The sequence below is a fragment of the Stenotrophomonas sp. YJH_SMC_131 genome, from assembly GCF_059367975.1.
In genome coordinates this window covers 1-23,591 of sequence record NZ_JCAFRJ010000011.1, presented here as the reverse complement: position 1 = coordinate 23,591, position 23,591 = coordinate 1, and the positions used below count along the sequence as shown (strand labels likewise).

General features: G+C 67.5%; 22 protein-coding genes. 14 read left to right on the top strand and 8 right to left on the bottom strand.

The window, feature by feature from the left end:
• Positions 1–137: 137 nt before the first annotated feature.
• Positions 138–1,751: an alpha-glucosidase family protein gene (locus AC5P56_RS18965; RefSeq protein WP_032957799.1), complete on the bottom strand. Its 1,614-nt coding sequence runs from the start codon at positions 1,749–1,751 to the stop codon at positions 138–140.
• A 214-nt stretch (positions 1,752–1,965) separates the two neighbouring features.
• Between AC5P56_RS18965 and AC5P56_RS18960 the strand changes: the two genes are divergently transcribed.
• The gene (locus AC5P56_RS18960; RefSeq protein ID WP_126411812.1) at positions 1,966–2,964 is read left to right on the top strand and encodes a polyprenyl synthetase family protein; all 999 of its coding nucleotides are present in this window, start codon (positions 1,966–1,968) and stop codon (positions 2,962–2,964) included.
• 111 nt (positions 2,965–3,075) lie between these two features.
• Here AC5P56_RS18960 and AC5P56_RS18955 read toward each other — a convergent pair whose 3' ends face one another.
• Complete coding sequence (locus AC5P56_RS18955; protein WP_100449586.1) at positions 3,076–3,867, bottom strand: dienelactone hydrolase family protein; 792 nt, start codon at positions 3,865–3,867, stop codon at positions 3,076–3,078.
• A 155-nt stretch (positions 3,868–4,022) separates the two neighbouring features.
• Here AC5P56_RS18955 and AC5P56_RS18950 point away from each other — a divergent pair, with 155 nt between their 5' ends.
• Both AC5P56_RS18950 and AC5P56_RS18945 read left to right on the top strand, forming a co-directional pair.
• Positions 4,023–5,258: a hypothetical protein gene (locus AC5P56_RS18950; protein ID WP_065428108.1), complete on the top strand. Its 1,236-nt coding sequence runs from the start codon at positions 4,023–4,025 to the stop codon at positions 5,256–5,258.
• 70 nt (positions 5,259–5,328) lie between these two features.
• A complete protein-coding gene (locus AC5P56_RS18945; RefSeq protein ID WP_288495042.1) occupies positions 5,329–5,922 on the top strand; it encodes an SMI1/KNR4 family protein in 594 nt (197 codons plus the stop codon).
• Positions 5,923–5,999: 77 nt separating this feature from the next.
• Here AC5P56_RS18945 and murD read toward each other — a convergent pair whose 3' ends face one another.
• The 3 genes from murD to AC5P56_RS18930 all read right to left on the bottom strand — a co-directional run bounded on the left by murD (position 6,000) and on the right by AC5P56_RS18930 (position 11,413).
• The gene (gene murD, locus AC5P56_RS18940) at positions 6,000–7,409 is read right to left on the bottom strand and encodes a UDP-N-acetylmuramoyl-L-alanine--D-glutamate ligase (RefSeq protein ID WP_288495040.1); all 1,410 of its coding nucleotides are present in this window, start codon (positions 7,407–7,409) and stop codon (positions 6,000–6,002) included.
• Positions 7,390–8,742: a UDP-N-acetyl-alpha-D-muramoyl-L-alanyl-L-glutamate epimerase gene (gene murL, locus AC5P56_RS18935; RefSeq protein ID WP_032957807.1), complete on the bottom strand. Its 1,353-nt coding sequence runs from the start codon at positions 8,740–8,742 to the stop codon at positions 7,390–7,392. Before murL ends, murD begins: the two co-directional genes overlap by 20 nt.
• A 76-nt stretch (positions 8,743–8,818) precedes the next feature.
• Complete coding sequence (locus AC5P56_RS18930; RefSeq protein WP_134808587.1) at positions 8,819–11,413, bottom strand: bifunctional aspartate kinase/diaminopimelate decarboxylase; 2,595 nt, start codon at positions 11,411–11,413, stop codon at positions 8,819–8,821.
• Positions 11,414–11,488: 75 nt separating this feature from the next.
• Between AC5P56_RS18930 and AC5P56_RS18925 the strand changes: the two genes are divergently transcribed.
• Together AC5P56_RS18925 and AC5P56_RS18920 are read left to right on the top strand one after the other, a co-directional pair.
• On the top strand, positions 11,489–12,361 hold the full coding sequence (locus AC5P56_RS18925) for a PhzF family phenazine biosynthesis protein (protein ID WP_032957809.1): 873 nt from the start codon (positions 11,489–11,491) through the stop codon (positions 12,359–12,361).
• A 130-nt stretch (positions 12,362–12,491) separates the two neighbouring features.
• On the top strand, positions 12,492–13,370 hold the full coding sequence (locus AC5P56_RS18920; RefSeq protein ID WP_053496181.1) for a PhzF family phenazine biosynthesis protein: 879 nt from the start codon (positions 12,492–12,494) through the stop codon (positions 13,368–13,370).
• Positions 13,371–13,536: 166 nt separating this feature from the next.
• Here the strand turns inward: AC5P56_RS18920 and AC5P56_RS18915 are convergent, their stop codons facing one another.
• The gene (locus tag AC5P56_RS18915; RefSeq protein ID WP_014646276.1) at positions 13,537–13,968 is read right to left on the bottom strand and encodes an OsmC family protein; all 432 of its coding nucleotides are present in this window, start codon (positions 13,966–13,968) and stop codon (positions 13,537–13,539) included.
• Positions 13,969–14,340: 372 nt separating this feature from the next.
• Here AC5P56_RS18915 and AC5P56_RS18910 point away from each other — a divergent pair, with 372 nt between their 5' ends.
• The 4 genes from AC5P56_RS18910 (at position 14,341) to AC5P56_RS18895 (ending at position 16,577) form a co-directional block, all read left to right on the top strand.
• Positions 14,341–14,739 carry an HU family DNA-binding protein gene (locus tag AC5P56_RS18910; protein ID WP_010483539.1) on the top strand — a complete coding sequence of 133 codons (399 nt, stop codon included), beginning with the start codon at positions 14,341–14,343 and terminating at the stop codon, positions 14,737–14,739.
• 254 nt (positions 14,740–14,993) lie between these two features.
• On the top strand, positions 14,994–15,302 hold the full coding sequence (locus tag AC5P56_RS18905; RefSeq protein WP_014646275.1) for a DUF3861 family protein: 309 nt from the start codon (positions 14,994–14,996) through the stop codon (positions 15,300–15,302).
• 56 nt (positions 15,303–15,358) lie between these two features.
• On the top strand, positions 15,359–15,898 hold the full coding sequence (locus AC5P56_RS18900) for a hypothetical protein (protein ID WP_134808588.1): 540 nt from the start codon (positions 15,359–15,361) through the stop codon (positions 15,896–15,898).
• 82 nt (positions 15,899–15,980) lie between these two features.
• A complete protein-coding gene (locus AC5P56_RS18895) occupies positions 15,981–16,577 on the top strand; it encodes a YceB family lipoprotein (protein WP_075077032.1) in 597 nt (198 codons plus the stop codon).
• Positions 16,578–16,649: 72 nt separating this feature from the next.
• Here the strand turns inward: AC5P56_RS18895 and AC5P56_RS18890 are convergent, their stop codons facing one another.
• Both AC5P56_RS18890 and AC5P56_RS18885 read right to left on the bottom strand, forming a co-directional pair.
• Entirely contained in the window at positions 16,650–17,192 is a 543-nt protein-coding gene (locus AC5P56_RS18890; RefSeq protein ID WP_032957815.1) for a type 1 glutamine amidotransferase domain-containing protein, read from the bottom strand.
• Between the two features lie 162 nt (positions 17,193–17,354).
• Positions 17,355–17,822 carry an SET domain-containing protein gene (locus AC5P56_RS18885; protein ID WP_012479369.1) on the bottom strand — a complete coding sequence of 156 codons (468 nt, stop codon included), beginning with the start codon at positions 17,820–17,822 and terminating at the stop codon, positions 17,355–17,357.
• A gap of 209 nt (positions 17,823–18,031) precedes the next feature.
• Here AC5P56_RS18885 and AC5P56_RS18880 point away from each other — a divergent pair, with 209 nt between their 5' ends.
• The 5 genes from AC5P56_RS18880 to AC5P56_RS18860 all read left to right on the top strand — a co-directional run bounded on the left by AC5P56_RS18880 (position 18,032) and on the right by AC5P56_RS18860 (position 23,334).
• Positions 18,032–18,487 carry an SUF system Fe-S cluster assembly regulator gene (locus AC5P56_RS18880; RefSeq protein WP_288495029.1) on the top strand — a complete coding sequence of 152 codons (456 nt, stop codon included), beginning with the start codon at positions 18,032–18,034 and terminating at the stop codon, positions 18,485–18,487.
• A gap of 17 nt (positions 18,488–18,504) precedes the next feature.
• Positions 18,505–19,980, top strand: a complete 1,476-nt coding sequence (gene sufB, locus AC5P56_RS18875; protein WP_126411805.1) for a Fe-S cluster assembly protein SufB — start codon at positions 18,505–18,507, stop codon at positions 19,978–19,980.
• A gap of 74 nt (positions 19,981–20,054) precedes the next feature.
• Positions 20,055–20,819, top strand: coding sequence for a Fe-S cluster assembly ATPase SufC (gene sufC, locus AC5P56_RS18870; RefSeq protein ID WP_032957818.1), 765 nt, complete (start codon positions 20,055–20,057; stop codon positions 20,817–20,819).
• The gene (sufD, locus tag AC5P56_RS18865) at positions 20,819–22,081 is read left to right on the top strand and encodes a Fe-S cluster assembly protein SufD (RefSeq protein WP_111205820.1); all 1,263 of its coding nucleotides are present in this window, start codon (positions 20,819–20,821) and stop codon (positions 22,079–22,081) included. The genes sufC and sufD overlap by 1 nt, the downstream gene beginning before the upstream one ends.
• Positions 22,078–23,334: a cysteine desulfurase gene (locus AC5P56_RS18860; protein WP_046429365.1), complete on the top strand. Its 1,257-nt coding sequence runs from the start codon at positions 22,078–22,080 to the stop codon at positions 23,332–23,334. The genes sufD and AC5P56_RS18860 overlap by 4 nt, the downstream gene beginning before the upstream one ends.
• Positions 23,335–23,591 lie beyond the last annotated feature (257 nt).

Sequence of the window (23,591 nt, the reverse complement as noted above, 5' to 3'; positions counted from 1 at the left end):
AGGACCGGAAACCCGCTGCGCAGGCAGCGGGTTTTCCTTTGCGCGGATGCCGGCCGCTGGTCGGCAAGGCCCAGCCACAAAAAAGGGACGGGGCGCTTCGGCCCCGTCCCCGCAAGTACCGCCACCGGAGAAAACGGTCAGCTGCGTCGGGCGCAATACACCGCGCGTGGCGGCAGCTGGAGTTCATTGCCCTGCACCGTGCCCGCATCCGGGCCCGGTACCACCACCTGCTGCCAGTTGCCCGGCGGCAGCGGATGGCTCACCGCTTCGGCCGACAGGTTGAAGGCCAGCAGGAGGGTTTCATCTGCAAGCATACGCTCGAACAGCAGCACGGGCTCGGCGCTTTCAAGAAATCTGATGCTGCCATGCAGGAGGGCCGGCTGGGTATGCCGCCAGGCCAGAAACGCGCGGAACGCCGCCAGCACCGAATGCGGGTCGCGCTCCTGCACGGCGACCGCCGCGGCCCGGTGTTCAGCCGGGATCGGCAGCCAGGGCTGGCCAGTGGTGAAGCCGGCCAGCGGTGCATCGGTCCACGGCAGCGGGGTACGGCAGCCGTCACGGCCCTTGAAATTCGGCCAGAAGGTGATGCCATAGGGGTCCTGCAGGGCCTCGAACGGCACCTCGGCCTCGGCCAGGCCCAGCTCCTCGCCTTGGTACAGGCAGACCGAACCGCGCAGCGAGCACAGCATCGCCACCAGCATCCGCGCCAGGCGCGGGTCGGCGGGGTGGCCGCCCCAGCGGCTGACCGCGCGCTCCACATCGTGGTTGGACACCGCCCAGCACGGCCAGCCTTCGGTCATCGCTGCTTCCAGGCGCGAGACCGTATCGCGGATGTAGGCCGCACTGTAGTCGTCCACCAGCAGCTCGAAGCTGTAGCCCATGTGCAGGCGGCCATCGCGGGTGTACTCGGCCGTGGTGGCCAGCGAGTCTTCCGAAGAGATCTCGCCCAGGCTGACCGCCCCCGGGTATTCGTCCAGCAGCGCGCGCAGGCGCTCCAGGAACGGCAGGTTCTCCGGCTGCGTGTTGTTGTAGTAGTGGTACTGGTAGGCGTACGGGTTGTCCGGGCTGAAGCCGCGCCCCACCCGCTTGTCGGCGGGCTTGGCCGGGTTGTCACGCAACTGTGCGTCGTGGAAGCAGAAGTTGATCGCATCCAGGCGGAAGCCATCCACGCCGCGGTCGAGCCAGAAGCGCACGTTGTCCAGGGTCGCCTGCTGCACGTCCGGGTGATGGAAATTCAGGTCCGGCTGGTCGACCAGGAAGTTGTGCAGGTAGTACTGCTCACGGCGCGGCTCCCACTGCCAGGCGCAGCCGCCGAACAGCGACAGCCAGTTGTTGGGCGGGGTGCCATCCTCGCGCGGGTCGGCCCAGACGTACCAGTCGGCCTTCGGATTGCTGCGGTCCTGGCGGCTCTCACGGAACCACGCATGCTCGATCGAAGTGTGGCTCAGCACCTGGTCGATCATCACCTTCAGGCCCAGGCCGTGGGCCTTGGCCAACAGGCGGTCAAAGTCGTCCAGGCTGCCGAACAGCGGGTCGACATCGCGGTAATCGGCGATGTCGTAGCCGAAGTCGGCCATCGGCGACCTGAAGAACGGCGAGATCCAGATCGCATCCACGCCCAGCGCGGCAATGTGGTCCAGGCGCTGGATGATGCCGGGCAGATCGCCCACGCCATCGCCGTTGGCATCGAGGTAACTGCGCGGGTAGATCTGGTAGATGACGGCTCCGCGCCACCATGGATAGTGCGACATCGACAGCCCCCCTCCGGGCATGCGGGACCCGCCGGCAGCGGGCCGAAATCCTGATCCGGCAAGCTTAGCGGCGGGCTCCCGGGCATGGCGCAACCTGCATACGTATTCACGCGGAGGGCCGCGCAGGCCGGGCTGGAATTGCCGCTCGGGCCGGTTTGCGCCCGAATTCACGGCCAGCGCCTATAATCGGTGGTGAGCCTGAAAGCCTGATCGCATGACCATCACCGAAGACACCCGTCCCGCCCTGGGCCTGCCCCAGATCCAGTCGCTTGCCGCGGCCGACATGGCCGCCGTCGACGCCCTGATCCGGCGCCGGCTGTCCTCGGACGTCGTGCTGATCAACCAGATCGCTGACCACATCATTTCCGCCGGCGGCAAACGCCTGCGCCCGATGCTGGTGATGCTGGCCGGCCATGCGGTCGGCCAGGCCGGCCCGGAGCACCACCAGCTGGCGGCGATCATCGAGTTCATCCACACCTCCACCCTGCTGCACGACGACGTGGTGGACGAATCCAGCCTGCGCCGTGGCCGCAGCACCGCCAACGCACTGTGGGGCAACGCGCCCAGCGTGCTGGTCGGCGACTTCCTGTACTCGCGCAGCTTCCAGCTGATGGTCGAGCTGGAGCGCATGCCGGTGATGCAGATCCTGGCCGACGCCACCAACCGCATCGCCGAGGGTGAAGTGCTGCAGCTGCTGCACGTACACAACCCGGACACCGACGAAGCCGCCTACCTGCGCGTGATCGAGCGCAAGACCGCGGTGCTGTTCGCCGCCGGCACCCGCCTGGGCGCGCTGGCCAGCGGCGTGGATGAAGCGACCCAGCAGGCCCTGTTCGACTACGGCATGCACCTGGGCTACGCGTTCCAGATCGCCGACGACGTGCTGGACTACTCGGCCAACGCCGAGGAGCTGGGCAAGAACCTGGGCGACGACCTCGCCGAGGGCAAGGCCACGCTGCCGCTGATCCACGCGATGGCCCACTCCGACGACATCACCCGCGAGCGCCTGCGCACCATCGTGCAGGACGGTGACGCCTCGGCGATGCCGGAAGTGCTGGCCGCGATCCGTGCCACCGGCGGCCTGGAGTACAGCCGCGCGCGTGCAGAGGAATATGCCGAAGCCGCCGAGCGCGCGCTCGACGGCCTGGGCGACAACGATGCCGTGGCCGCCCTGCGCGGCCTGGCCCGCTACGCGGTGCAGCGCTCGCATTGACCGTTGGTCGGCACTGAAGCATCGGTAGTGCCGGCCGCTGGCCGGCATTCCCGATGACATCCGCAGCATCATGAGGTTGCCGGCCAGCGGCCGGCACTACCACTGCACGAATCAACGTTTCTCGAAGCGTTCCTCGAAGAACTCATCCAGCGCCTTCCACGCGCGCTTCGCCGCCCGCTCGTTGTACTGGCACCCCGGCGGACTGTTGGCATCGCGCTCGGCGAAGCAGTGCACCGCACCGCTGTAGTTGGTGAACTCCCAATCGACCTTGGCCGCGTCCATTTCCTTCTGGAAGCCAGCGATGTCCTCGGCAGTCACGCTCCTGTCGTCGGCGCCGTTGAGCACCAGCACCGACGGATGGCTGCCACCGGCCTGCGCCGGCAGCGGTGAACCCAACCCACCGTGCAGGCTGACCACACCGGCCAGCGGCGCACCGGCACGGGCCAGTTCCAGCACCGTGGTGCCGCCGAAACAGAAGCCCACCGCGCCGATCCGGCCGGCATCGAGCGGCACCTTGCCCGCCTGCGCCCTGAGCACGTTCACCGCCTCCAGCGCACGTGCGCGCAGCAGCGGCCTGTCATTGCGCAGCTTGGTTGCCACCGGCCCGGCCTCGGCATCGGTCTTCGGCCGCACGCCCTTTCCGTAGACATCGGCCACCAGCACCACGTAATCATCGCCGGCCAGCTGCTTGGCCTTTTCGACCGCCGATTCGTTCACGCCCTTCCAGTTCGGCACCATCACCAGACCCGGGCGCTTGTCGTTGTCGCCGTCGTCATAGACCAGCACGCCACTGAAGGTCGTGCCCTGGTGTTTCCATTCCACCGGCTGGGTCTTCATCGCCGCCCACGCCGGCATCGCCGCCAGCCCCAGGATCACCGCCACACCGCATCGCCAACGATTCATGCGTCTGCTCCACCGAGAGGGAACCCGGAGTGTACGGGGCCGGCGTGAAGCCGAAGCACGCAATGCAGCCCCCACTTCAGATCCAGACGAACAGGCCGATAGCTAGTGTCCAGCTGTGTGCCCCCCCCCCTTCCCCAACAAGGATGTCCCGTTTCGTGAAAAACCTGGGTTCCACTTCGCTTGCCTCGCTTGCCCTTCTGCTGCCTGCTGCCCAGCTGAGCGCCAGTCCGCTGGACGAGACTTTCACCGCGTTCAGCCGCTGCGACGCCAGCTTCTTCTCCAGCCTGCACACGCACGCAGATGCATGGGCCGCGCACGCATCGTTGGGTGGGACAGGCACGATCAACTGGATCGAGACCAAGGATCGTTCCGAGACCACCAACGAGGTCCAGCTCCGTGGCGGACCCCGCATCGGCGGCCTGCCGGTCGCCACCTACTTCGACAACACGTCGGACCTGGGCGTCCTGGGTCGTTATATGAGCTGGGGGTTCACCTTCGATGCGCCACTGGACACGGTTGTCAAGCACCTGTCGCCCTTGATCGAACATGCCGAGCGCCTGCAGGGCGATCGCGGAATGCATGCCCGTAGCGAGGTCCGCGCAGGCGATCAGTGGCTGCCCACTTCCAATCGCGGCGGCATTGCCTCCGGACGCATGCTTCTGGAACGGGTGCTGATGGTGGAATCCAGCGGCGGCAGGACCATGGTGGGATGTTCGCTGCAAGGGGCGGTAGATGCAGATGTCATGGCCCAGCTCCGCCCCGACGTACCCGCTGCCGATCGCCCGCAGCCGCAGGCGGCCGGCCGGCGACTGGAAGATGTGCCGGTTATCAAGGCTGTTGTTGATGGCGTGGACAACCCGTTGCTGGCCCCCCGGTTCACATCGCTGACCTACCGCTACCGGATCAAGGGAAGGGCCCCCTCCACTACTCCGACCACCATTACGATGGTGGCCGACAACGGCCTGTTGAAGATCACCGAGGACTACACCTCGTTCACCATGCATCGGCTGTCAAAGGCAAATCTCTTCCAGCTGGCATCCATGCGCGACGCTGCGATGACCCTGCAGACCCGGTCGCTGAAGCAGGATCTTCCCGCAGCGTGGACACCCGGCAGCCGGTTCCGCGCAGAGACGACGATGGTCTTCTATCCGGAACGCAGCACTTCCAAGCCACTCACCACCACGCTGTCCTGCGTGATCGGAGAACGCTTCCCGGCACGCGATGTATCAGCCTCGCTTTCTGGCGATGCGATCCGGCTGGAGTGCAAGGTCGACGGCGATCGCAGTGTTCGTGCCTTCATCGAGGACCTCGGCATCGCGATCTCCCTGGAATCGCATGGCAAGTACGGCTCATCGGTCTACGACATCATCGATTTCCAGGTGGTACGCTGATACGCCGCGCCGCACGGCCGGCCTCGATGCGCGAAGCCGGCTGTGCCTGCCCTGCTCTTGGCATCTTCCGATGACCCTTGTTGATCGCTTTCTGTCTGGCCTGATTCCGCGCTTGCCCGCCGAGGATGCTCCGCAATGGGCGTGGGTACAGGGTGCCACTGTCGAAGACCTACAGCGCCTGCGGGCGCAGTGGCCACAGGTCCCTGACAGCCTGATGGAACTGTTGTCGCGCGTGGATGGCACCCACTTCCGCGAATACCCCGGCGGCGAGGTCTGCGTGCTGATGCTCGGCTCGGACGTTGAGGACGGCGGCTATCCGTACTACCTGCGGTCGGTCGCACAGATCTTCGAGGACCAGCAGCAGTGGGACGACAGCATCCGTTCGATCTACGAAGAGTGGCTGGATGACGAACCGGAGATCCTGGGTGGGGGCATCGACGCCGATCTGCCGATGAACCGCCGCCTGTGCTTCTCGCACTGCATGAACAACGGCGGCACGTCGATGCTGTACCTGGATTTCGACCCGGGGTCGGGCGGCACGGTCGGCCAGGTGGTGCGCTACCTGCACGATCCGGACAGCTACGCGGTGATCGCGCCCAGCTTCGACGCCTACCTGCAGCAGCTGATTGACGGCGATTACGCGTTCATCGACGAAGATCTGTAGATCCACGCCATGCGTGGATAGCTGCACAGGATCCCGCCGGGGTCAGAGCCCTTTCCTGCGGAAAAGGATCCGACCCCTTACCCGATGCCCAGCCCGGGAATCGCGCTGATGCTGTCCGGATCGAACCCGGCCAGCGCGGCGAAATGACGGCCACGCGCCACGTAGTCGCGGTACGCACCAAAGCTCGGTGCACCCGGCGACAGCAGCACCACCCCGCCCTGTTCGCCCAGCGCGGCGCGCGCCAAGGCCATCGCCTCGGCGAGATCGCCCGCCGCATGCAGGCCGAAGCGACCGGCGTCGGCCAACGGCTGCAGCATCGCGTGGATGCGCGGGCCGTTGCTGCCCATGGTCACGATCTCCACCGGCGGCACATCGTGCGCCATGTGCTGCATGAAATCGGTCCAGTCCAGGCCACGGTCATGCCCCCCCACCAGCAGCGCGATGCGCTGCCCGGCGAAGCACTCCAGCGCGGCCAGGCTGGCATGCGGCGTGGTGCTGATCGAATCGTTGACGTAGGTCAGGCCATCGGCCACGCCGATGCGCTGCAGGCGGTTCGGCAGCGGACGGAAGTCCTGCACCGCCGGTGCCAGCGCTACGGCATCCAGCCCCAGCGCTTCCAGCGCGGCCAGCACCGCGCACAGGTTGCCGCGGTTGTGGCGGCCTGGCAGCGGCGTGTTGCAGGTATCAAACACGGCCTGCTCACCGCGATACACGATGTCGCCGCGCATGTGCCAGCCCTGCGGCTGGTTGAACCAGACCACTTCGCTGTCGGGCAGCGACAGCGCGGCCAGGTGCGGATCGGCGGCGTTGAGCACAGCGATGCGCGGTGCGGCTTCAGTCACCAGCCGCAGCTTGTCTTCGATGTAACGCTGTTCGCTGCCGTGCCAGTCCAGGTGCTCCGGGAACAGGTTAAGCACCACCGCCACCTGCGGGCGGGCGCCACTGCGTGCCACCTCACCGGTCTGGTAGCTGGACAGTTCCACCGCCCAGTACTCGGGCGCGGGCTGGGGATCCAGCACTTCCAGCAGCGGCAGGCCGATGTTGCCGACCAGGCCGGTGCGATGGCCGGCGGCACGCAGCAGGTGCGCAACCAGCGCGGTGGTGGTGCTCTTGCCCTTGGTACCGGTCACGCACACGGTGTCGTGCACGATGCCATCGTCGGCCGCGTGTTCGGCGAACCACAGCGCGGTGCCACCGATGAAGCTGGTGCCCTGCCCTGCAGCCGCCAGCGCGATCGGCTGGTACGGGCTGATGCCGGGCGATTTGATCACCACGTCGAACGCGGCCAGCGCTTCAGCGGAAGGCTCGCCACGCACGTCCAGCGCGCCCTCCGTTTCCGCACGCGCCGCCTCGACCTCGGACACCGGGCAGAACAGGCTCAATGCCAGCGTGGGCAGGCGCGCGCGCAGCACCGCAAACGCGGCGCGGCCCTCACGGCCCCAGCCCCACAGCGCGACGCGCTTTCCTTCAAGCTTCGAAATCTTCACGCACCCGTTCCCACAGCGCAGCTGGAACACGGTGCTCGCCCTGCAGCTGCAGCAGCGGTGCCAGTTCCAGTTCGGCGGCATCCAGCTGCGGCTGGATCTCGTTGCAGAAGCGCTTCACCAGCACGTCTTCCTTCCACTCCGGGCGCTGTGCCAGGGTCGCCATCGCCGCACGCGATTCGCGGCCTTCGCCCACGCACTCGAACGGCTTGTGGTCCTGGAATTCCAGCAGCGCATCGAAGCCACCGGCCTGCTCGGCATCGTCCAGCAGGTTGCGGCCGAAGATGCGCACCAGGCGCGTCTTGGGCATGAACGGGGCCAGCGCCAGGAACACGAAATGGCATTTCGGGCAGACGCCGCACCAGCGGTTCACCGGGCGCTCGCCGAGGATGTGGAAGTTGCGGTTGCAACTGGAGAAATGCGCGTCGTAGAAGTCACTCTTGGCGAACTGGCGGGCCACCGCCAGCTCGGACATCGGGCGCAGCAGCGAGTAGTACTGCAGGTCCGCCGCCACGTACTTCTGCACATGGCTACCGAAGGCCTGCTCGCAGGCCCACCCCTTGGACCACTGGTGGTTCACTTCGCCGGTGCCTGGAATCTGGCTGCCGTAGCTGGCCGAGCGCTCGTTGGAGAACACAACCTGGTCCACGCCGTGCAGCAACGCGGCCAGCACCATGATCGCCGAGTTCACCACCGTCACCGGGATATGGCCGTTCCAGGCGCCCTGGCGGTTCAACTCGAACAGTTCCGGTGCCAGCGTGCGGCCCAGGTTCAAGGTCGGCAGGCCAGTGCGCTCGGCGCACGCACGGATCAGCTGCGAGCCACCGATCCAGGTCACGGTCTCGTCCACGCCGGCACGGCGCAGCGCTTCGATGCTGACCAGCGAATCCTTGCCGCCGCCGATGGCCACCAGCGCATGCGGCTGCAGGCCCAGCGCCGGCGCCTGCACGGCCTCGCCCTGCACCGGCAACCGGAAGCGGCCGCGCAGGTTCAGGCCGTTGCGGTAGGCGAATTCGCCCAGGCCGTTGAGGTAAATGGTCTCCACCAGCGCGGCGGTATCGGCATCGATGCTGTAGCTGTCGATGCTGACCGTATCCGGTACGCCGGCCTTGTAGTAGCTGACACCGGCGATCAGGTGCAGCAGCTGCAGCGCGCGCTGCACGGCGGCGCTACGCGCTTCGTCCAGCACGAACGGGGCGCCCGGCACGGTGATGGTTTCCACCATCTCCGGGCCGTCATCAAAGGCGTAGACCAGCTTGGCCACGCCGGTATCCGCGGCGAATTCGCAGCGGACGAAGCGGAAGCGGGAAACCTGGTGTTTGTCGAAAGCAGTCATGGTGTATCCGGTCAGGCACGGGCCCGCGCGATGGCGCGGGGCGTGTCGGTGGGCGGGTGCAGGGCGCGCGCGGTGGTCATTCGATCACGTCTTCGCGCGGCAGCATCCGCTGGTTGTAGGTGTTGGCCATCACATAGCCGTACGCGCCGGCGTCGGCGATCAGCATCACGTCGTCCGGCGCAGTTGACACCGGCAGCTTGCGGCGCTTGCCGAACACATCGCTGGATTCGCAGATCGGGCCGACCACATCGAACGCCGCTTCGGCATAACCACCCTGGCGGCTGAGGTTCTCGATGTCGTGCCAGGCGTCGTACAGCGCCGGGCGCATCAGCGTGTTCATGCCGGCATCCAGGCCCACGCGGCGCACGCCGTCCTTTTCCACCACCTGGGTGGCATGGGTCAGCAGCACGCCCGATTCGGCCACCAGGTAGCGGCCCGGCTCGATCGCCAGGCGGAATGCCGGGTGCAGCGCCTTGACCTCGGCCAGGCCCTCGGCCCAGGCGTTCAGGTCGAACGGCTCGTCTTCGTCGCTGTACGGAATCGGCAGGCCGCCACCGATGTCGATGGTGTGCACGCTGCCGATGCGGCGGGCGAAGCCGGCCAGCTCATCGCACATCAGGCGCCAGTGCTGCGCGGTTTCCACGCCACTGCCCAGGTGCGCATGCAGGCCGACCACGCGGCTGCCCAGCTCGGTGGCCGCGCGCACGAACTCGTCCACGCGGGCGATCGGCAGGCCGAACTTGGACTCCTTGCCGCCGGTGCGGACCTTGGCATGGTGGCCTTCGCCACGCCCCAGGTCGACGCGCAGCCACAGCTCGCGGTTGCGGAACAGGTCCGGCCAGCGCTGCAGCGCTTCGACGTTGTCGACGGTGACGGTCACGCCAAGGGCGAACGCCGCCTCGTACTCGCTGCGCGGGCAGAAGCTGGGAGTGAACAGCACGCGCCGCGGCGACAGCTCCGGCAGGTGCTGGAACACATGCTTCAGCTCGCCGTACGAGACGCACTCCAGCCCGAAGCCCTCGGCTTCCAGCAGCTGCAGGATGGCCGGGTGGCTGTTGGCCTTGATCGCGTAGTAACGCTGGTCGATCGGCTTGATCGCGGCCAGCGCGCGGGCGCGGGCGCGCACCGTCGGCAGGTGGTAGACATAGCGCGGCGTACCGGCATCGGCCAGCTGCAGCAGGTGCGCACGCTGGCCGCGCCACCACGGCGTGCCGCGCGGGCGCACGGTGCCGGCAATCTCGCGCCAGCGCGGGCCGAACACTTCGGTTTCTTCCACCGGCATCGCACCGCTGTCGATCAGCTCGGCATGCAGGATCGGCAGCAGGCCATCGGCATCGGCCTCGTCGATGACGAAGGTCAGGTTCAGGTCGTTGGACGACTGCGAAATCATGTGCACGCGCTCGCGGCCGAAGGTGGCCCACACGTCCGACAGCTTGTGCAGCAGAGAACGCATGCCACGGCCGACCAGGGTGATCGCCGCGCACGGCACGATCACCTTCACCTTGCAGATCTGCGACAGGTCGGCCGACAGCGCGGCCAGCACATCGGTGTTGACCAGGTTCTCGGACGGGTCCAGCGACACGGTGACGTTGGTCTCGGCCGAACCGATCAGGTCCACCGACAGGCCATGCTTCTTGAACAGGTTGAACACATCGGCCAGGAAGCCGACCTGCTGCCACATGCCGATGCCTTCCATCGACACCAGCACGATGCCGTTGCGGCGGCTGATCGCCTTGACGCCTGGTACCGGTGCAGCACTGCCGTCAATGCTGGTGCCCGGCAGTTCCGGACGCTCGGTATCGAGGATGGCCATCGGCACGCCTGCATCGCGGCACGGCTTGATCGAGCGCGGATGCAGCACCTTGGCACCAGTGGTGGCGATTTCCTGCGCCTCGTAGTAGTCCAGGCGGGTCAGCAGGCGCGCGTCCGGCACATCCTTCGGGTTGGCACTGAACATGCCCGGCACATCGGTCCAGATTTCCACGCGGCTGGCGCCGAGCAGCGCGCCGAAGTACGCCGCCGAGGTATCCGAGCCACCACGGCCGAGGATGGCGGTACCGCCATCGGCATGCCGCGAGATGAAACCCTGGGTGATCAGCAGGCGGGTCGGCTGCGCGCGGAAGCGCTGCATCCACTCCGCGTCGGCACGCCACTGGCAGTTCACCGACAGGCGCTGTGACCAGTCGCTCTGGTTCGGCTGCGGCGGCATCGCGTCCAGCCACTGGCGGGCATCCATCCAGCCCATGTCCAGGCCCGAGGCGTGCAGGTAGGCCGCGCCCAGCGTGGACGACAACAGTTCGCCCTGGCCCAGCACTTCGGCCTGCCACTGCAGCGGACGGGTGGCCGCACGCGGGTCGTCGAGCAGGCCCTGCAGTGCCGCCAGGCGCTCGGCCAGTACTTCGCGGCCCAGGCCCAGTTCGGCCAGGAAGCCTTCATGGCGTTCGACCAGCGCGGCCACGCGATCACGGCTGTCCGGCGCGCCATCGGCGATCGCGGTCAGCTCGTTGGTGACCCCGGACAGCGCCGACACCACCACCAGCACGCGCGAGCCGGTCTCTTCCGCGCGTTTTTTCGCCAGCTTCCCGATCGTGTCCCAGCGGTGACGACGCGACACCGAGGTGCCGCCGAACTTCAGTACGATCCAACGATCGACAAGGGGGGAAGCTGACATGGATTGGCTATGTAGAATGTGGGGAAGCCGCCCTCGGGGGCGGAACCTTTGATTCTAAGCGCAATATCCCCGTAGATGGCCCTCCTCCGTTACCTGCAGCTCGATGTCTTCGCCTCCCGCCCCGGAACCGGGAATCCACTGGGTGCCCTGCTGGACGCCGATGCGCTCTCCGGCGAGCAGATGCAGGCCCTGGCCGCCTGGCTGAACCTGTCCGAGACGGTGTTCTTCCTGCGCCCCAGCGCGCCCGGCGCCGACTACCACATCCGCATCTTCACCCCGACCCGTGAGCTGGCCTTCGCCGGCCACCCGAGCGTCGGCGCGGCCTGGGCGGCGGTGAGCTGCGGCCTGGCCCAGCCTCGCGACGGCGCCCTGCTGCAGCAGTGCGCGGCGGGGGTGCTGCCCGTGCGGGTGAGCGGCCCGGCCGAGGCACTCCAGATCCAGCTGGCCAGCCCACCGGCGCGGCAACTGGCGACTGGCGCAGATGCGGCACCCGAAGCACTGCTGGCCCTCGCCGCCAACGGGCACGTGCCCGAACTCTGGGACAACGGCGCGCGCTGGTGGCTGCTGCCGCTGCGCGATGCCGCCGCTGTGCGCGGCCTGGCGCCGGACATGGCCGCCCTGCGCGACTGGAGCCTTGCCACCGAGGCCACCGGCGTGGCCGTATTCGCCGACGAAGCCGGTACCGACCACACCCGTGTGGTGCGCGCATTCTGCCCCGCCGATGCGGCCAGCGTGCCGGAAGATCCGGTCACCGGCAGCGCCAATGCTCTGATCGCTGCCTGGCTGCGGCAGCGCAACGCCCTGCCCGGCCGCGAGGGCCACTACGTGGCCAGCCAGGGCCGCGAAGTCGGCCGCGATGGCCACGTGCAGGTGCAGGTCGACGCGCAGGGCACGGTCTGGATCGGCGGCCAGGTGCAGCCGGTCATCGACGGCCACCTTCGCTGGTAGCGCACGAAAAAAGGGGACGGAGGGAATTAAGTCGCTTATGGCACTTGGGGCACAAGCGACTTAATTCCCTCCGTCCCCTTTTTTGTGCCCCGCGCTACGCTATGCCGCCTGTCTACTGGAGTCCTGCCTGATGTCCACCCGCCGTTTCCTGCAGCTGGATGTGTTCTCCCCGCGCGCCGGTGCCGGCAATCCGCTGGCCGTGGTGCTTGATGCCGAAGGCCTGGACGATGCCAGCATGCAGGCCATTGCGCGCTGGACGCGCCTGCCCGAGACCACCTTCGTGTTCCCGCCGCAGGTCGCAGGCGCCAGCTACCGGCTGCGCATGTTCAGCCCGCAGAAGGAGGTCCCGTTCGCCGGCCATCCCAGCGTCGGCACCGCGCATGCGGTGCTGCAGGCGGGCCTGGCCGCGCCAGTCGACGGCGTGCTCGTGCAGGACGGCATCGCCGGTGCGCTGCCGCTGCGCGTGAGCGGCGAGGGCGCGCAGCAGCGCATTGCCATCCGCACCCCGCGCGCGCAGCTGGCGGAGATCGCCGAGGCCACCGACCCGCGCCTGCAGGCGGCGCTGAAGGATTGGCCGCTGGGCTCGCTGCCGCCGGCGCGCATGCAGGGCGGGCGCAGCTGGTGGGTGGTGCAGGTGGCCGATGAAGCGGCACTGCGCGCACTGCGCCCGGACTGGGACGCGGTCGCGGCTCTGGCCGAATCCACCGACAGCATGGGCGTGTTTGCCTACGCCTTCAGCGATGGCGGCGAAGGCTTCGATCTTGCAGTACGTGCCTTCGTCGGCAATGGCCGCCGCTTCGAGGACGCCGCCTCCGGCGCGGCTAATGCCGTGCTGGCCGCTTGGCTGGACCTGCGCGATGCGCTGCCCCGAGGCCGTGCACCGTTCGAAGTCAGCCAGGGCCGCGAAGTCGGCCATGACGCGCGCCTGACCCTGCGGGTCGATGAAGACGGCGAGGTCTGGTCGGGCGGGCAGGTGCAGACGGTGATTACCGGCACCCTTGATTGGTGATCGCGCTGGCGGGTGGTAGAGCCGAAGGCAGCGGCAGGAGCCGCTGCCAACGTCGGACGCGACGGCCCGGAGGGTGGGGACCAGGAAGGCCGCCATAACGCTGGCCGGCTGCTACATGGACCCCGGCATCATGCGGTTGCCGGCCCGCGGCCGGCACTACCGTGGCTCAGCCCAGTTCGGCTTCCAGGCTGATCGGCACCGCGCTCAGCGCCTTGGACACCGGGCAGTTCTGCTTGGCGTCATCGGCAATGGCACGGAACTGTGCGGCGTCGATGCCCGGCACCACGGCCTTCACCTTCAGCCGGATCTGCGACAGCTGCGGGCCGCCCTCCAGGGACAGATCGACCTTGGCCTCGGTGTCCAGCGAGGTCGGGGTGAAGCCGGCCTCACCAAGCTTGGCCGACAGCGCCATGGTGAAACAGCCGGCGTGCGCGGCGGCGATCAGCTCCTCCGGATTGGTGCCCTTCTCGTCGCCGAAGCGGCTGTTGAAACCGTAGCGGGTCTTGTCCAGCAGCCCGCTCTGCGGCGTGCTCAGCTGTCCCTTGCCCGACTTCAGATCGCCTTCCCAGTGCGCGGTGGCGTGTCGCGAGATTCCCATGTGCTGCTCCTGCGTGGCGGTGATGAACGGCCACTCTCGCACGGGACGCGTTAGCCCTGCGTCGCTCCGCCGCATGCCGCACGTCCGCCGGACATCGGACAGCTGGTCACTTCTTCGCCAGACTGACGCGGACTTTTCCCTTGTTTTCAGTGGTTTCGCACATTCCAGCAACGGGCAGGCAGCAGCCATCGCGCACGCTGCAGCGCCCCCGCCCCCCCACCGCCGGCCATGTACTGAATCGGCCTGGATATGAAAAAACATGCACTTTCCGCGCTTCGGGCTATTGGCGGCGCCCGAGAGTTGCCCTACATTGCGCTTGCCGACGGGGTTCGGCGCCGACCACACAACCAACCGTTCACGGAACAGGAAACCATGGCAAAGACCGCTAAGAAGGCTGCCCCGAAGAAGGCAGTGAAGAAAGTCGCGACGAAGGCAGCCGCCAAGCCGGCCGCTCCGAAGCCGATCAAGGAAGTGCTGACCAAGTCCGGCCTGGTTGCACACATCGCTGAAGCCTCCGGCGTCATCGCCAAGGACGTCCGCGCTGTGCTGGCCTCGCTGGAAAGCGCCGTCGCCTCCTCGGTGCACAAGAAGGGCGCTGGCTCGTTCACCCTGCCGGGCCTGCTGAAGATCACCACCGTCAATGTGCCGGCCAAGCCGAAGCGCAAGGGCATCAACCCGTTCACCAAGGAAGAGCAGTGGTTCGCTGCCAAGCCGGCCACCACCAAGCTGAAGGTGCGTCCGCTGAAGAAGCTGAAGGACGCCGCGCTGTAAGCGCGCGCCCCAACGCGGATTCCGACGGGACGGCTCTGGCCGTCCCGTTTTTTTTGTCCGCACCACACCCCGCAACACAGCGTTGCCGCGGCCCCGGCAATCCCCGTACAGGCCCGCCAGCATTGGCTGCCGGTGCTCCGCAAAGGGCGCGGGACGTACCGGGTGGAACACTGCGTGCAGCGCCGGCCGTCGCCGCCAGCCGTGGCCTTGCCTATGGTGGGCACATCCTCCACAGCTACGGCGAGCACACCCTCATGGCCAGCCCCTCCACCCGCTACCGGATCTCGGTAACCCCGATCGAAAAGGACGGGCTGCAGTGCACCGGGCGCTGCACCATCGAACTGGAACACCGCGCCGGCCGCGACCTGATGCGCCTGCTGGAAGCGGCCCCGCGTACCGCCGGCATCAGTGGCGACGAGCGCGCGACCCTGGTGATCGCCACCCAGCTGCTGCGCGACATCGTACAGCGCCACGCCGAGACCGACGGCCACGCACTGGCCGCCATCGCCGGCCAGGTCCTGCCGGCGCTGGACGCGCTGGAGCAGCTGCCCTCCTCCCGCTGATAGCGGCGCAACCGATACACTGCCGCCCTCCAGGTTGCCTCGGGGAGGAGGCGGGCATGCGCAGGATCCTGTTCCTGATCGCACCACTGGTGCTGCTGGGTTGTTCACGCCCGGCGGCACAGACGAATGATCACATCACGGCAGCGTCCGCTCCCGTCGCCGCAGCAGCGGACACCGGTACCGGCCCCGGTCCCGGTCCCGCAGCATTGCAGGCGAGCGATATGACGCTGCTGTCCGCCGTCGACGACGGCGCAGAGCCGCCGTCGACGATGCTCAACCGCTACGTCGCCGCACTGCTCAACCGCGACCGCGCCGCCAGCGATGCTGCCTGGACGATCCCACCCGGCGACCCGCGGCATGCAGACGACGCCGCGCTGCGGCAGCTGCAGGACCTGCGCACGCTGCGCCTGCACAGCGATACTCCGATCGCCCGAGATGACCGGCAGCCACCGCGGCTGCTTGAAGTCCCTGTGCAGATCCGTGCGGTCACCGCCAATGGCACGTTCCGCTTCGGCGGCTGGTACCGCGTGCAGCCCAGCAGCGACGGCAGCGCCTGGCAGATCCAGTCGGCACAGCTGCGTCCAACGCTGGACTGAACCGTTGCAGCGGCATGCACGCGCGATTCAGCCTGCGCGGCTACTCTTTGATCCATCCATCTGCTTCCCACCGGTCACCGACATGCGCCTGCGTTCCCTGATGACCCGCCTCGCGGCCTCCACCGTGCTGATCGCCGCTGCGATCGGTGCTCAGGCGGCTCCCTCCATTTCCGGCCGCGAACTGTCGGTGGGCGCCAGCGACGTGCAGCAGTACCTCGATGGCAGCTTCCCGCGCACCCAGGACGCCCTCGGCGGCCTGATCGCCCTGACCATGAGCCATCCGCAGCTGAGCCTTCCGGCCGGCGAACGGTTGACCCTGGGCATGGACGTCGCGCTGGCCACCGCCGGCGGCAACCCGGCCCGACTGGGCACGGTGAAGCTCAGCAGCGGCCTGCGCTACGACGCGCAGACCCAGGGCTTTCACCTGCAGCAGCCGAGCGTGGATGACTTCACCCCGGCCAACCAGGGCGGCCGCCTCGACTCGCGCACCCGTGGCCTGCTCAATGCGTGGCTGAGCGACTACGCCCAGCGCGAACCGATCTACAAGCTGGACCCGGCCGTGGCCGGGGTGCTCGGCGCCCTGCAGGTGCAGTCGGCACAGGTGAAGAACGGCAAGCTGGTGGTCACTTTCAACCAGAACCTGGGCAACCTGGTACCGGCAGGCCTGCTGGGCAAATGAGGTGGTGCCGGCCGCTGGCCGGCAGCACGTCACTGCATCTGCCGGCCAGCGGCCGGCACTACCGGTAGCGCATCAGGCGGCAAGCGCTTTTACCACCGCCTCGCTGAAAGCCGGAATGTCATCCGGCTTGCGGCTGGTGATGACGTTGCCGTCGACCACCACCTCGGCATCGCGCCATGTCGCACCCGCGTTCGCCAGATCCTGCTGCAGGGAAGGCCAGGAGGTCAGCTCGCGGCCATCGGCCAGGCCGCTGTTGATCAGCAGCCACGGGCCATGGCAGATCGCCGCCACGGGCTTGCCGGCTTCATCCACTGAACGGATGAAGGCCAGTACGGCATCATCGGTGCGCAGTGTGTCCGGATTGATGACCCCGCCGGGCAGAACCACCGCATCGAAGCGTGCAGGATCGGCCTCATCCAACGGGATATCCACCGCGACGGCGTCGCCCCAGTTCTTCTCCTTCCAGCCCTTGATCGTCGCTTCCTTTGCGGGCGAGACCACGCTGACGCGCGCCCCTTCCGCTTCCAGCAAACGCTTGGGTTCGATCAGTTCGGACTGTTCGAAGCCGTGGGTGGCAAGGATGGCAATCTGCTTGCCCTTCAATCGCTCTGCCATGGAGGCACTCCGGTTGGGGGAGCCCACAGAATGGAAGAACGGCCCTTGCGCGGCGGTGACCCTGTCGTGCACGGCAGGTGGAGAGCCGCCGGGTGGTGCCGGCCGCTGGCCGGCACCTGGATTGCGCCTTGCCGGCCAGCGGCCGGCACTACCCGGTACCGATCAGCGCTTGGGCTGCAGCATCGTGCCGGTGCACTTGGGCGAGCCGCAACGGCACTCCCAGATCTTCTTCAGCTTGGCGGTGTGGCGCTCGGCCAGGGTGATGCCGTAGTTGTAGGTCAGCTCCTCGCCGGCCTTGATATCACGCAGTGCCTCGATGAACACCTTGTCGCCCCGGCTGTCGCCGTCCTCGTCCTCCTCGATCACCGCCTCGCAGTTCGGGTCGCAGCTGTGGTTTATCCAGCGCGCGTCGTTGCCCTTGTAGTTGGCGTCGATCACCCAGTCATCGTTGAGGGTGAACAGGAAGGTATGGCCACTTTCGACGTCGCCGCTGTCATCGGCATCGACATCACCGTGGCTGCGCAGCAGGCCCTTGTACTGGATCACGCGCTCGCCCTGCTTGATCGGGGCCACGGCGAACACGCCGTTGCCATGGATGGCGGACTTGCGGGCTTGGATCTTCTTCGGCATCGGCGCGGGCTGTTTGCAGCGAATGGAATGGGGATTCTCGCCCATTCCGGGTGATTGCGAAAATCACCCCGTTGGCGCAGCATTGCGCCCCGGCAACGGCCGCGGTGTGTCCTCCCGGCCTGGCCCAAGCGCCGGCTGAATGCCCGGGTTGGATGGTGGCGAATAAAAGCGTACAATTTCAGTCCGCTTTAAGAACCACTCGCATCCCCATGTTGCGCGTCACCAAACTCACCGATTACGCCACCGTCGTGCTGGCCGTGCTCGCCGCCCGTCCGGGCGAAGTGCTCAGTGCCACCGAGCTGGCCGAATTCACCGGTCTGGAGCCGCCCACCGTCAGCAAGGTGCTCAAGCCACTGGCCCAGGCCGGCCTGGTCGAAGGCCTGCGTGGCGTCCGTGGCGGCTACCGCCTGACCCGCCCGGCCATCGAGATCTCGCTGTTCGAAGTGGTCGAAGCGATGGAAGGGCCACTGGCCCTGACCGAATGCAGCCACGACCACCACCAGTGCGGCATGGCGCCCAAGTGCGGCGCGCGCAGCAGCTGGCGGCTGATCAACGACGTGGTCTCCGAGGCCCTGCGCGATGTCACCCTCGCGCAGATCCTGCCCCCTCTCCCCCTTGCCGATGACGAACAGCGCCGCACCATCGCTGTCGACGTCGTCTCCTGATCCGTAGGCAGCCCCCCATGGCCACCGAAACCATCGAAAACGTCGCCCACGACGACACCCCCAACCGCGAGATCCACGAGCAGCTCGGCCGCAAGTATTCGGCCGGCTTCATCACCGAGATCGAGTCGGACTCCCTGCCGCCGGGCCTGGACGAGGACACCATCCGTGCCCTGTCGGCCAAGAAGGACGAGCCGGAGTGGATGACGCAGTGGCGCCTGGATGCCTACCGCCACTTCCTGACCCTGCCGATGCCGGACTGGGCCAAGCTGGAGATCGCGCCGATCGACCTGCAGGCGCTCAGCTACTACTCCGCGCCGAAGGGCCCGAAGTACGCCTCGCTGGATGATGTGCCGAAGGAACTGCTCGACACCTACGACAAGCTGGGCGTGCCGCTGCACGAGCGCGCCAAGCTGGCCGGCGTGGCGGTGGATGCGGTGTTCGACTCGGTATCCGTGGGCACCACCTTCCGCAAGGAACTGGCCGAGAAGGGCGTGATCTTCTGCTCGATGTCCGAGGCCATCAAGGAACACCCGGCGCTGGTGCGCCAGTACCTGGGCACCGTGGTGCCGGTCGGTGACAACTACTTCGCCGCGCTCAACTCGGCGGTGTTCTCCGATGGCAGCTTCGTGTTCATTCCCAAGGGCGTGCGCTGCCCGATGGAACTGAGCACCTATTTCCGCATCAACGCCGGCCACACCGGCCAGTTCGAGCGCACCCTGATCGTGTGCGAGGACAAGGCCTACGTCTCCTACCTGGAAGGCTGCACCGCGCCGATGCGCGATGAGAACCAGCTGCACGCCGCGGTGGTCGAGCTGGTCGCGCTGGAAGATGCGGAGATCAAGTACTCCACGGTGCAGAACTGGTACCCGGGCGACGAGAACGGCGTCGGTGGCATCTACAACTTCGTGACCAAGCGTGCCGAATGCCGTGGCGCGCGCAGCAAGGTCACCTGGACCCAGGTCGAGACCGGCTCGGCGATCACCTGGAAGTACCCGTCCTGCGTGCTGCTGGGCGACGATTCGGTCGGTGAGTTCCACTCGGTCGCGCTGACCCATCACCGCCAGCAGGCCGACACCGGCACCAAGATGATCCATGTCGGCAAGCGCACCAAGAGCAAGATCGTCAGCAAGGGCATCAGCGCCGGCCGTGGCCAGAACACCTACCGCGGCCTGGTGCGGGTGGACCGCAATGCTGATGGCGCGCGCAACTACACCCAGTGCGACTCGCTGCTGATCGGCAAGCAGTGCGGCGCGCACACCTTCCCCTACATCGAGGTGAAGAACCCAGGCGCCACCGTCGAGCACGAGGCGACCACTTCCAAGATCTCCGATGACCAGCTGTTCTACTGCCGCGCCCGTGGCATCAGCCAGGAAGACGCGGTGTCGATGATCGTCGACGGCTTCTGCAAGCAGGTGTTCCGCGAACTGCCGATGGAGTTCGCGGTGGAAGCCAAGAAGCTGCTGGAAGTCTCGCTGGAAGGTTCGGTGGGCTGACCGCCCGCCCCTGCCCCTCGCAAACGCATTCTCTTTACCGGCGGGCCCTGGCCCGCCCCACGGAAACCCCCACCATGCTGAAGATCGAAAACCTCCACGCCCGCATCGGCGACAAGGAAATCCTCAAGGGCCTGTCGCTGGATGTGAAGCCCGGCCAGGTGCACGCCATCATGGGCCCGAACGGCGCCGGCAAGTCCACCCTGGGCAACGTCCTGGCCGGCCGCGACGGCTACGAAGTGACCGAAGGCAGCGTGCAGTTCGACGGCGTCGACCTGCTGGAGCAGGACCCGGAAGCACGTGCCGCCGCGGGCCTGTTCCTGGCGTTCCAGTACCCGGTGGAAATCCCGGGCGTGAACAACACCTACTTCCTGCGCGCGGCACTGAACGCCCAGCGCAAGGCGCGCGGCGAAGAAGAACTCGATTCCATGCAGTTCCTCAAGCTGGTGCGGCAGAAGCTGGCCGTGCTGCACCTGAAGGACGAACTGCTGCACCGTGGCGTCAACGAAGGCTTCTCCGGCGGCGAGAAGAAGCGCAACGAGATCTTCCAGCTGGCCGTGCTGGAACCGAAGCTGGCGATCCTGGACGAGACCGACTCGGGTCTGGACATCGACGCGCTGAAGAGCGTGGCCGACGGCGTCAACGCACTGCGCGGCGCCGACCGTTCGTTCCTGGTCATCACCCACTACCAGCGCCTGCTGGACTACATCAAGCCGGACGTCGTGCACGTGCTGGCCGATGGTCGCATCGTCAAGAGCGGCGGCCCCGAGCTGGCGCTGGAGCTGGAAGCGCACGGCTATGATTTCCTGAAGGACCGGGTCGTGCCCGAGGCGGCGGTCTGATGAGCGCCCTGCTTGACTCCATGGCCCAGGCCTTCTGCGGCAGCGATGCGCGCCGCGAAGTGCTGGATGCGGCCCTGCGCGACGGTCTTCCCGCCGCCCGCAACGAAGCCTGGAAGTACACCTCGCTGCGCCAGCTGGAGCGCCGCGCGTTCGCTGCGGCACCGCTGCAGGCGCCGGCGCTGGACGCCGCGCTGCTGGACGACATCCCGGCGCCGCGCCTGGTGTTCGTCAACGGCCGCCTGGATGCCGCGCTGAGCGATGTGCAGGCCCTGCCGTCCGGCGTGCAGCTGCAGCCGCTGTCGTCCGCGCTGGCCGCTGGCGAAGACGCCGTGCGATTCCTTGGCCGTCGCTACGAGCGCAGCGAAGAGATCTTCGCCCGGCTCAACGCCGCGCTGGCCGATGAAGGCGTGGTGCTGCGCGTGGATGAAGGCGTGCAGGTCGAAACGCCGCTGCAGCTGGTATTCGCCAGCGTCGCCGGGGAAGCCGACCTGGCCTGGCACCATCGCCACCTGATCGAACTGCGCGCCGGCGCCAGCCTCGGCGTGGTCGAGCACCGCTTCAGCGTGGGTGACTCCGCCCACCTGGACAACACCGTGCTGCATGCCCACGTCGCCCGCGATGGCGTACTCAAGCACGCCCGCGTGCAGGCCGGCAGCGCCCGCCAGACCAGCTTCCTGCGTACCGACGCGGTGCTGGCCCGCGACGCGCAGTACCACCGCGTGGACCTGGAACTGGGCGCCGCGCTCAGCCGCCACGAACTGAACGTGCGCCTGGAAGGCGACAACGCCCGGCTGACCGCCAACGGCGTGCTGCTCGGCAATGGCCGCCGCCACGTCGAGACCCGCCTGGGCATCGACCACATCGCGCGCGATACCGCCTGCGAGCTGCTGTGGCGCGGCGTTGCCGCCAACCGCAGCCGTGTGGTGTTCCATGGCGGCATCCAGATCCGCGAAGGCGCCGACGGCACCGACGCGAACCTGTCCAACAAGAACCTGCTGCTGTCGGCCGATGCCGAGATCGACACCCAGCCGACGCTGGTGATCGACGCCGATGAAGTGAAGGCCGCGCACGGCGCGACCGTCGGCCAGCTCGATGCCAATGCGCTGTTCTACCTGCGCTCGCGTGGCCTGCCCCAGGTCCAGGCGCAGGCACTGCTGAGCGCTGCGTTCTGCCATGAACCGCTGAAGATCCTGCCGGACGCGTTGCGCGAGCAGCTGGCACGCCGCCTGGACAAGGCCCTGGCCGAGGCGGGTGTGGCATGAACCTGTCCACGCCACGCCCGATCGAAGAACGCACCGGCGCCCCGGACTGGGATCGCGTCCGCCTCGACTTCCCGCTGCTGATGCGTGAAGTGCACGGCAAGCCGCTGGTCTATTTCGACAACGCCAACACCGGCCAGAAGCCGGTACAGGTGATCGGCGCGGTGGATGAGTTCTACCGCCGCTACAACGCCAACGTCAGCCGCGCGGTGCATGCACTGGGCAGCGAAGCGACCGACGCCTACGAAGGCGCACGCAACAAGCTGGCACGCTTCCTCAACGTGCGCGCCAGCGACCTGGTGCTGTGCAGCGGCACCACCTTCGCCATCAACCTGGTGGCCTACTCGTGGGCGCTGCCGCGATTGAAGGCCGGCGACGTGATCCTGATCACGCGCATGGAACACCATGCCAACATCGTGCCGTGGCAGCTGGTCGCGCAACGTACCGGCGCCACCATCCGCGTGGCCGAGATCACGCCCGATGGCGCGCTGGACCTGGATGCGCTGCGCGCGGCGATGACCCCGGAGGTCAGGCTGCTGGCGGTCACCCATGTCTCCAACGTGCTGGGCACGGTCAATCCGGTGCGCGAGATCTGCCGTGAAGCGCGTAAGCGCGGCATCATCACCGTGGTCGATGGCTCGCAGGCGGTGCCGCACCGCAAGGTCGACGTCGCCGCGATCGGCTGCGACTTCTACGCCATCACCGGCCACAAGATGTGCGGTCCGACCGGCACTGGTGCGCTGTGGGCGCGCCGCGAGCACCTGGACGCGATGCCGCCGTTCCTCGGCGGCGGCGAGATGATCAAGGAAGTCAGCTTCGACGGCACCGTGTTCAACGATGCCCCGCACAAGTTCGAAGCCGGCACCCCGAACATCGCCGGTTTCATCGGCCTGGGCGTGGCCGCCGACTACCTGCAGCAGCTCGGCCAGGAGAACGTGGAAGCCCGCGAAGCCGAACTGCTGGCGCACTTCACCGAGGAGCTGCGCCGCGTCGACGGCCTGCGCATCATCGGCGAAGCGCCGGAGAAGGCCGCCGTGGTCTCGTTCCTGATCGATGGCGCGCATGCGCACGATCTGGCCACCCTGCTCGACCTGGAAGGGGTGGCCGTGCGCTCGGGGCAGCACTGCGCACACCCGCTGCTGCAGTACTTCGGCGTCGCCGCCACCTGCCGTGCCTCGCTGGCGTTCTACAACACGCACGCCGAGATCGAGCGCTTCATGACCGCGCTGACCAAGGTACGGAAGCTTCTGGGCTGAGCCGGCACACCGGGGTCAGATCCCTTTCGCGACGCGAAAGGGATCTGACCCCACCAGTATTCCCGACAGCCGCCGCTGCGACCGCAATGCCCGTCGGATCGCGACCAGATGAACGCGGCATACCGCCCGCAGCACACCGGGGTCAGATCCCTTTCGCCACGCGAAAGGGATCTGACCCCACCAGCATTCCCGACAACCGCCGTTGCGACCGCAATGCCCGCCGGATCGCGACCAGATGAACGTGGCATACCGCCCGC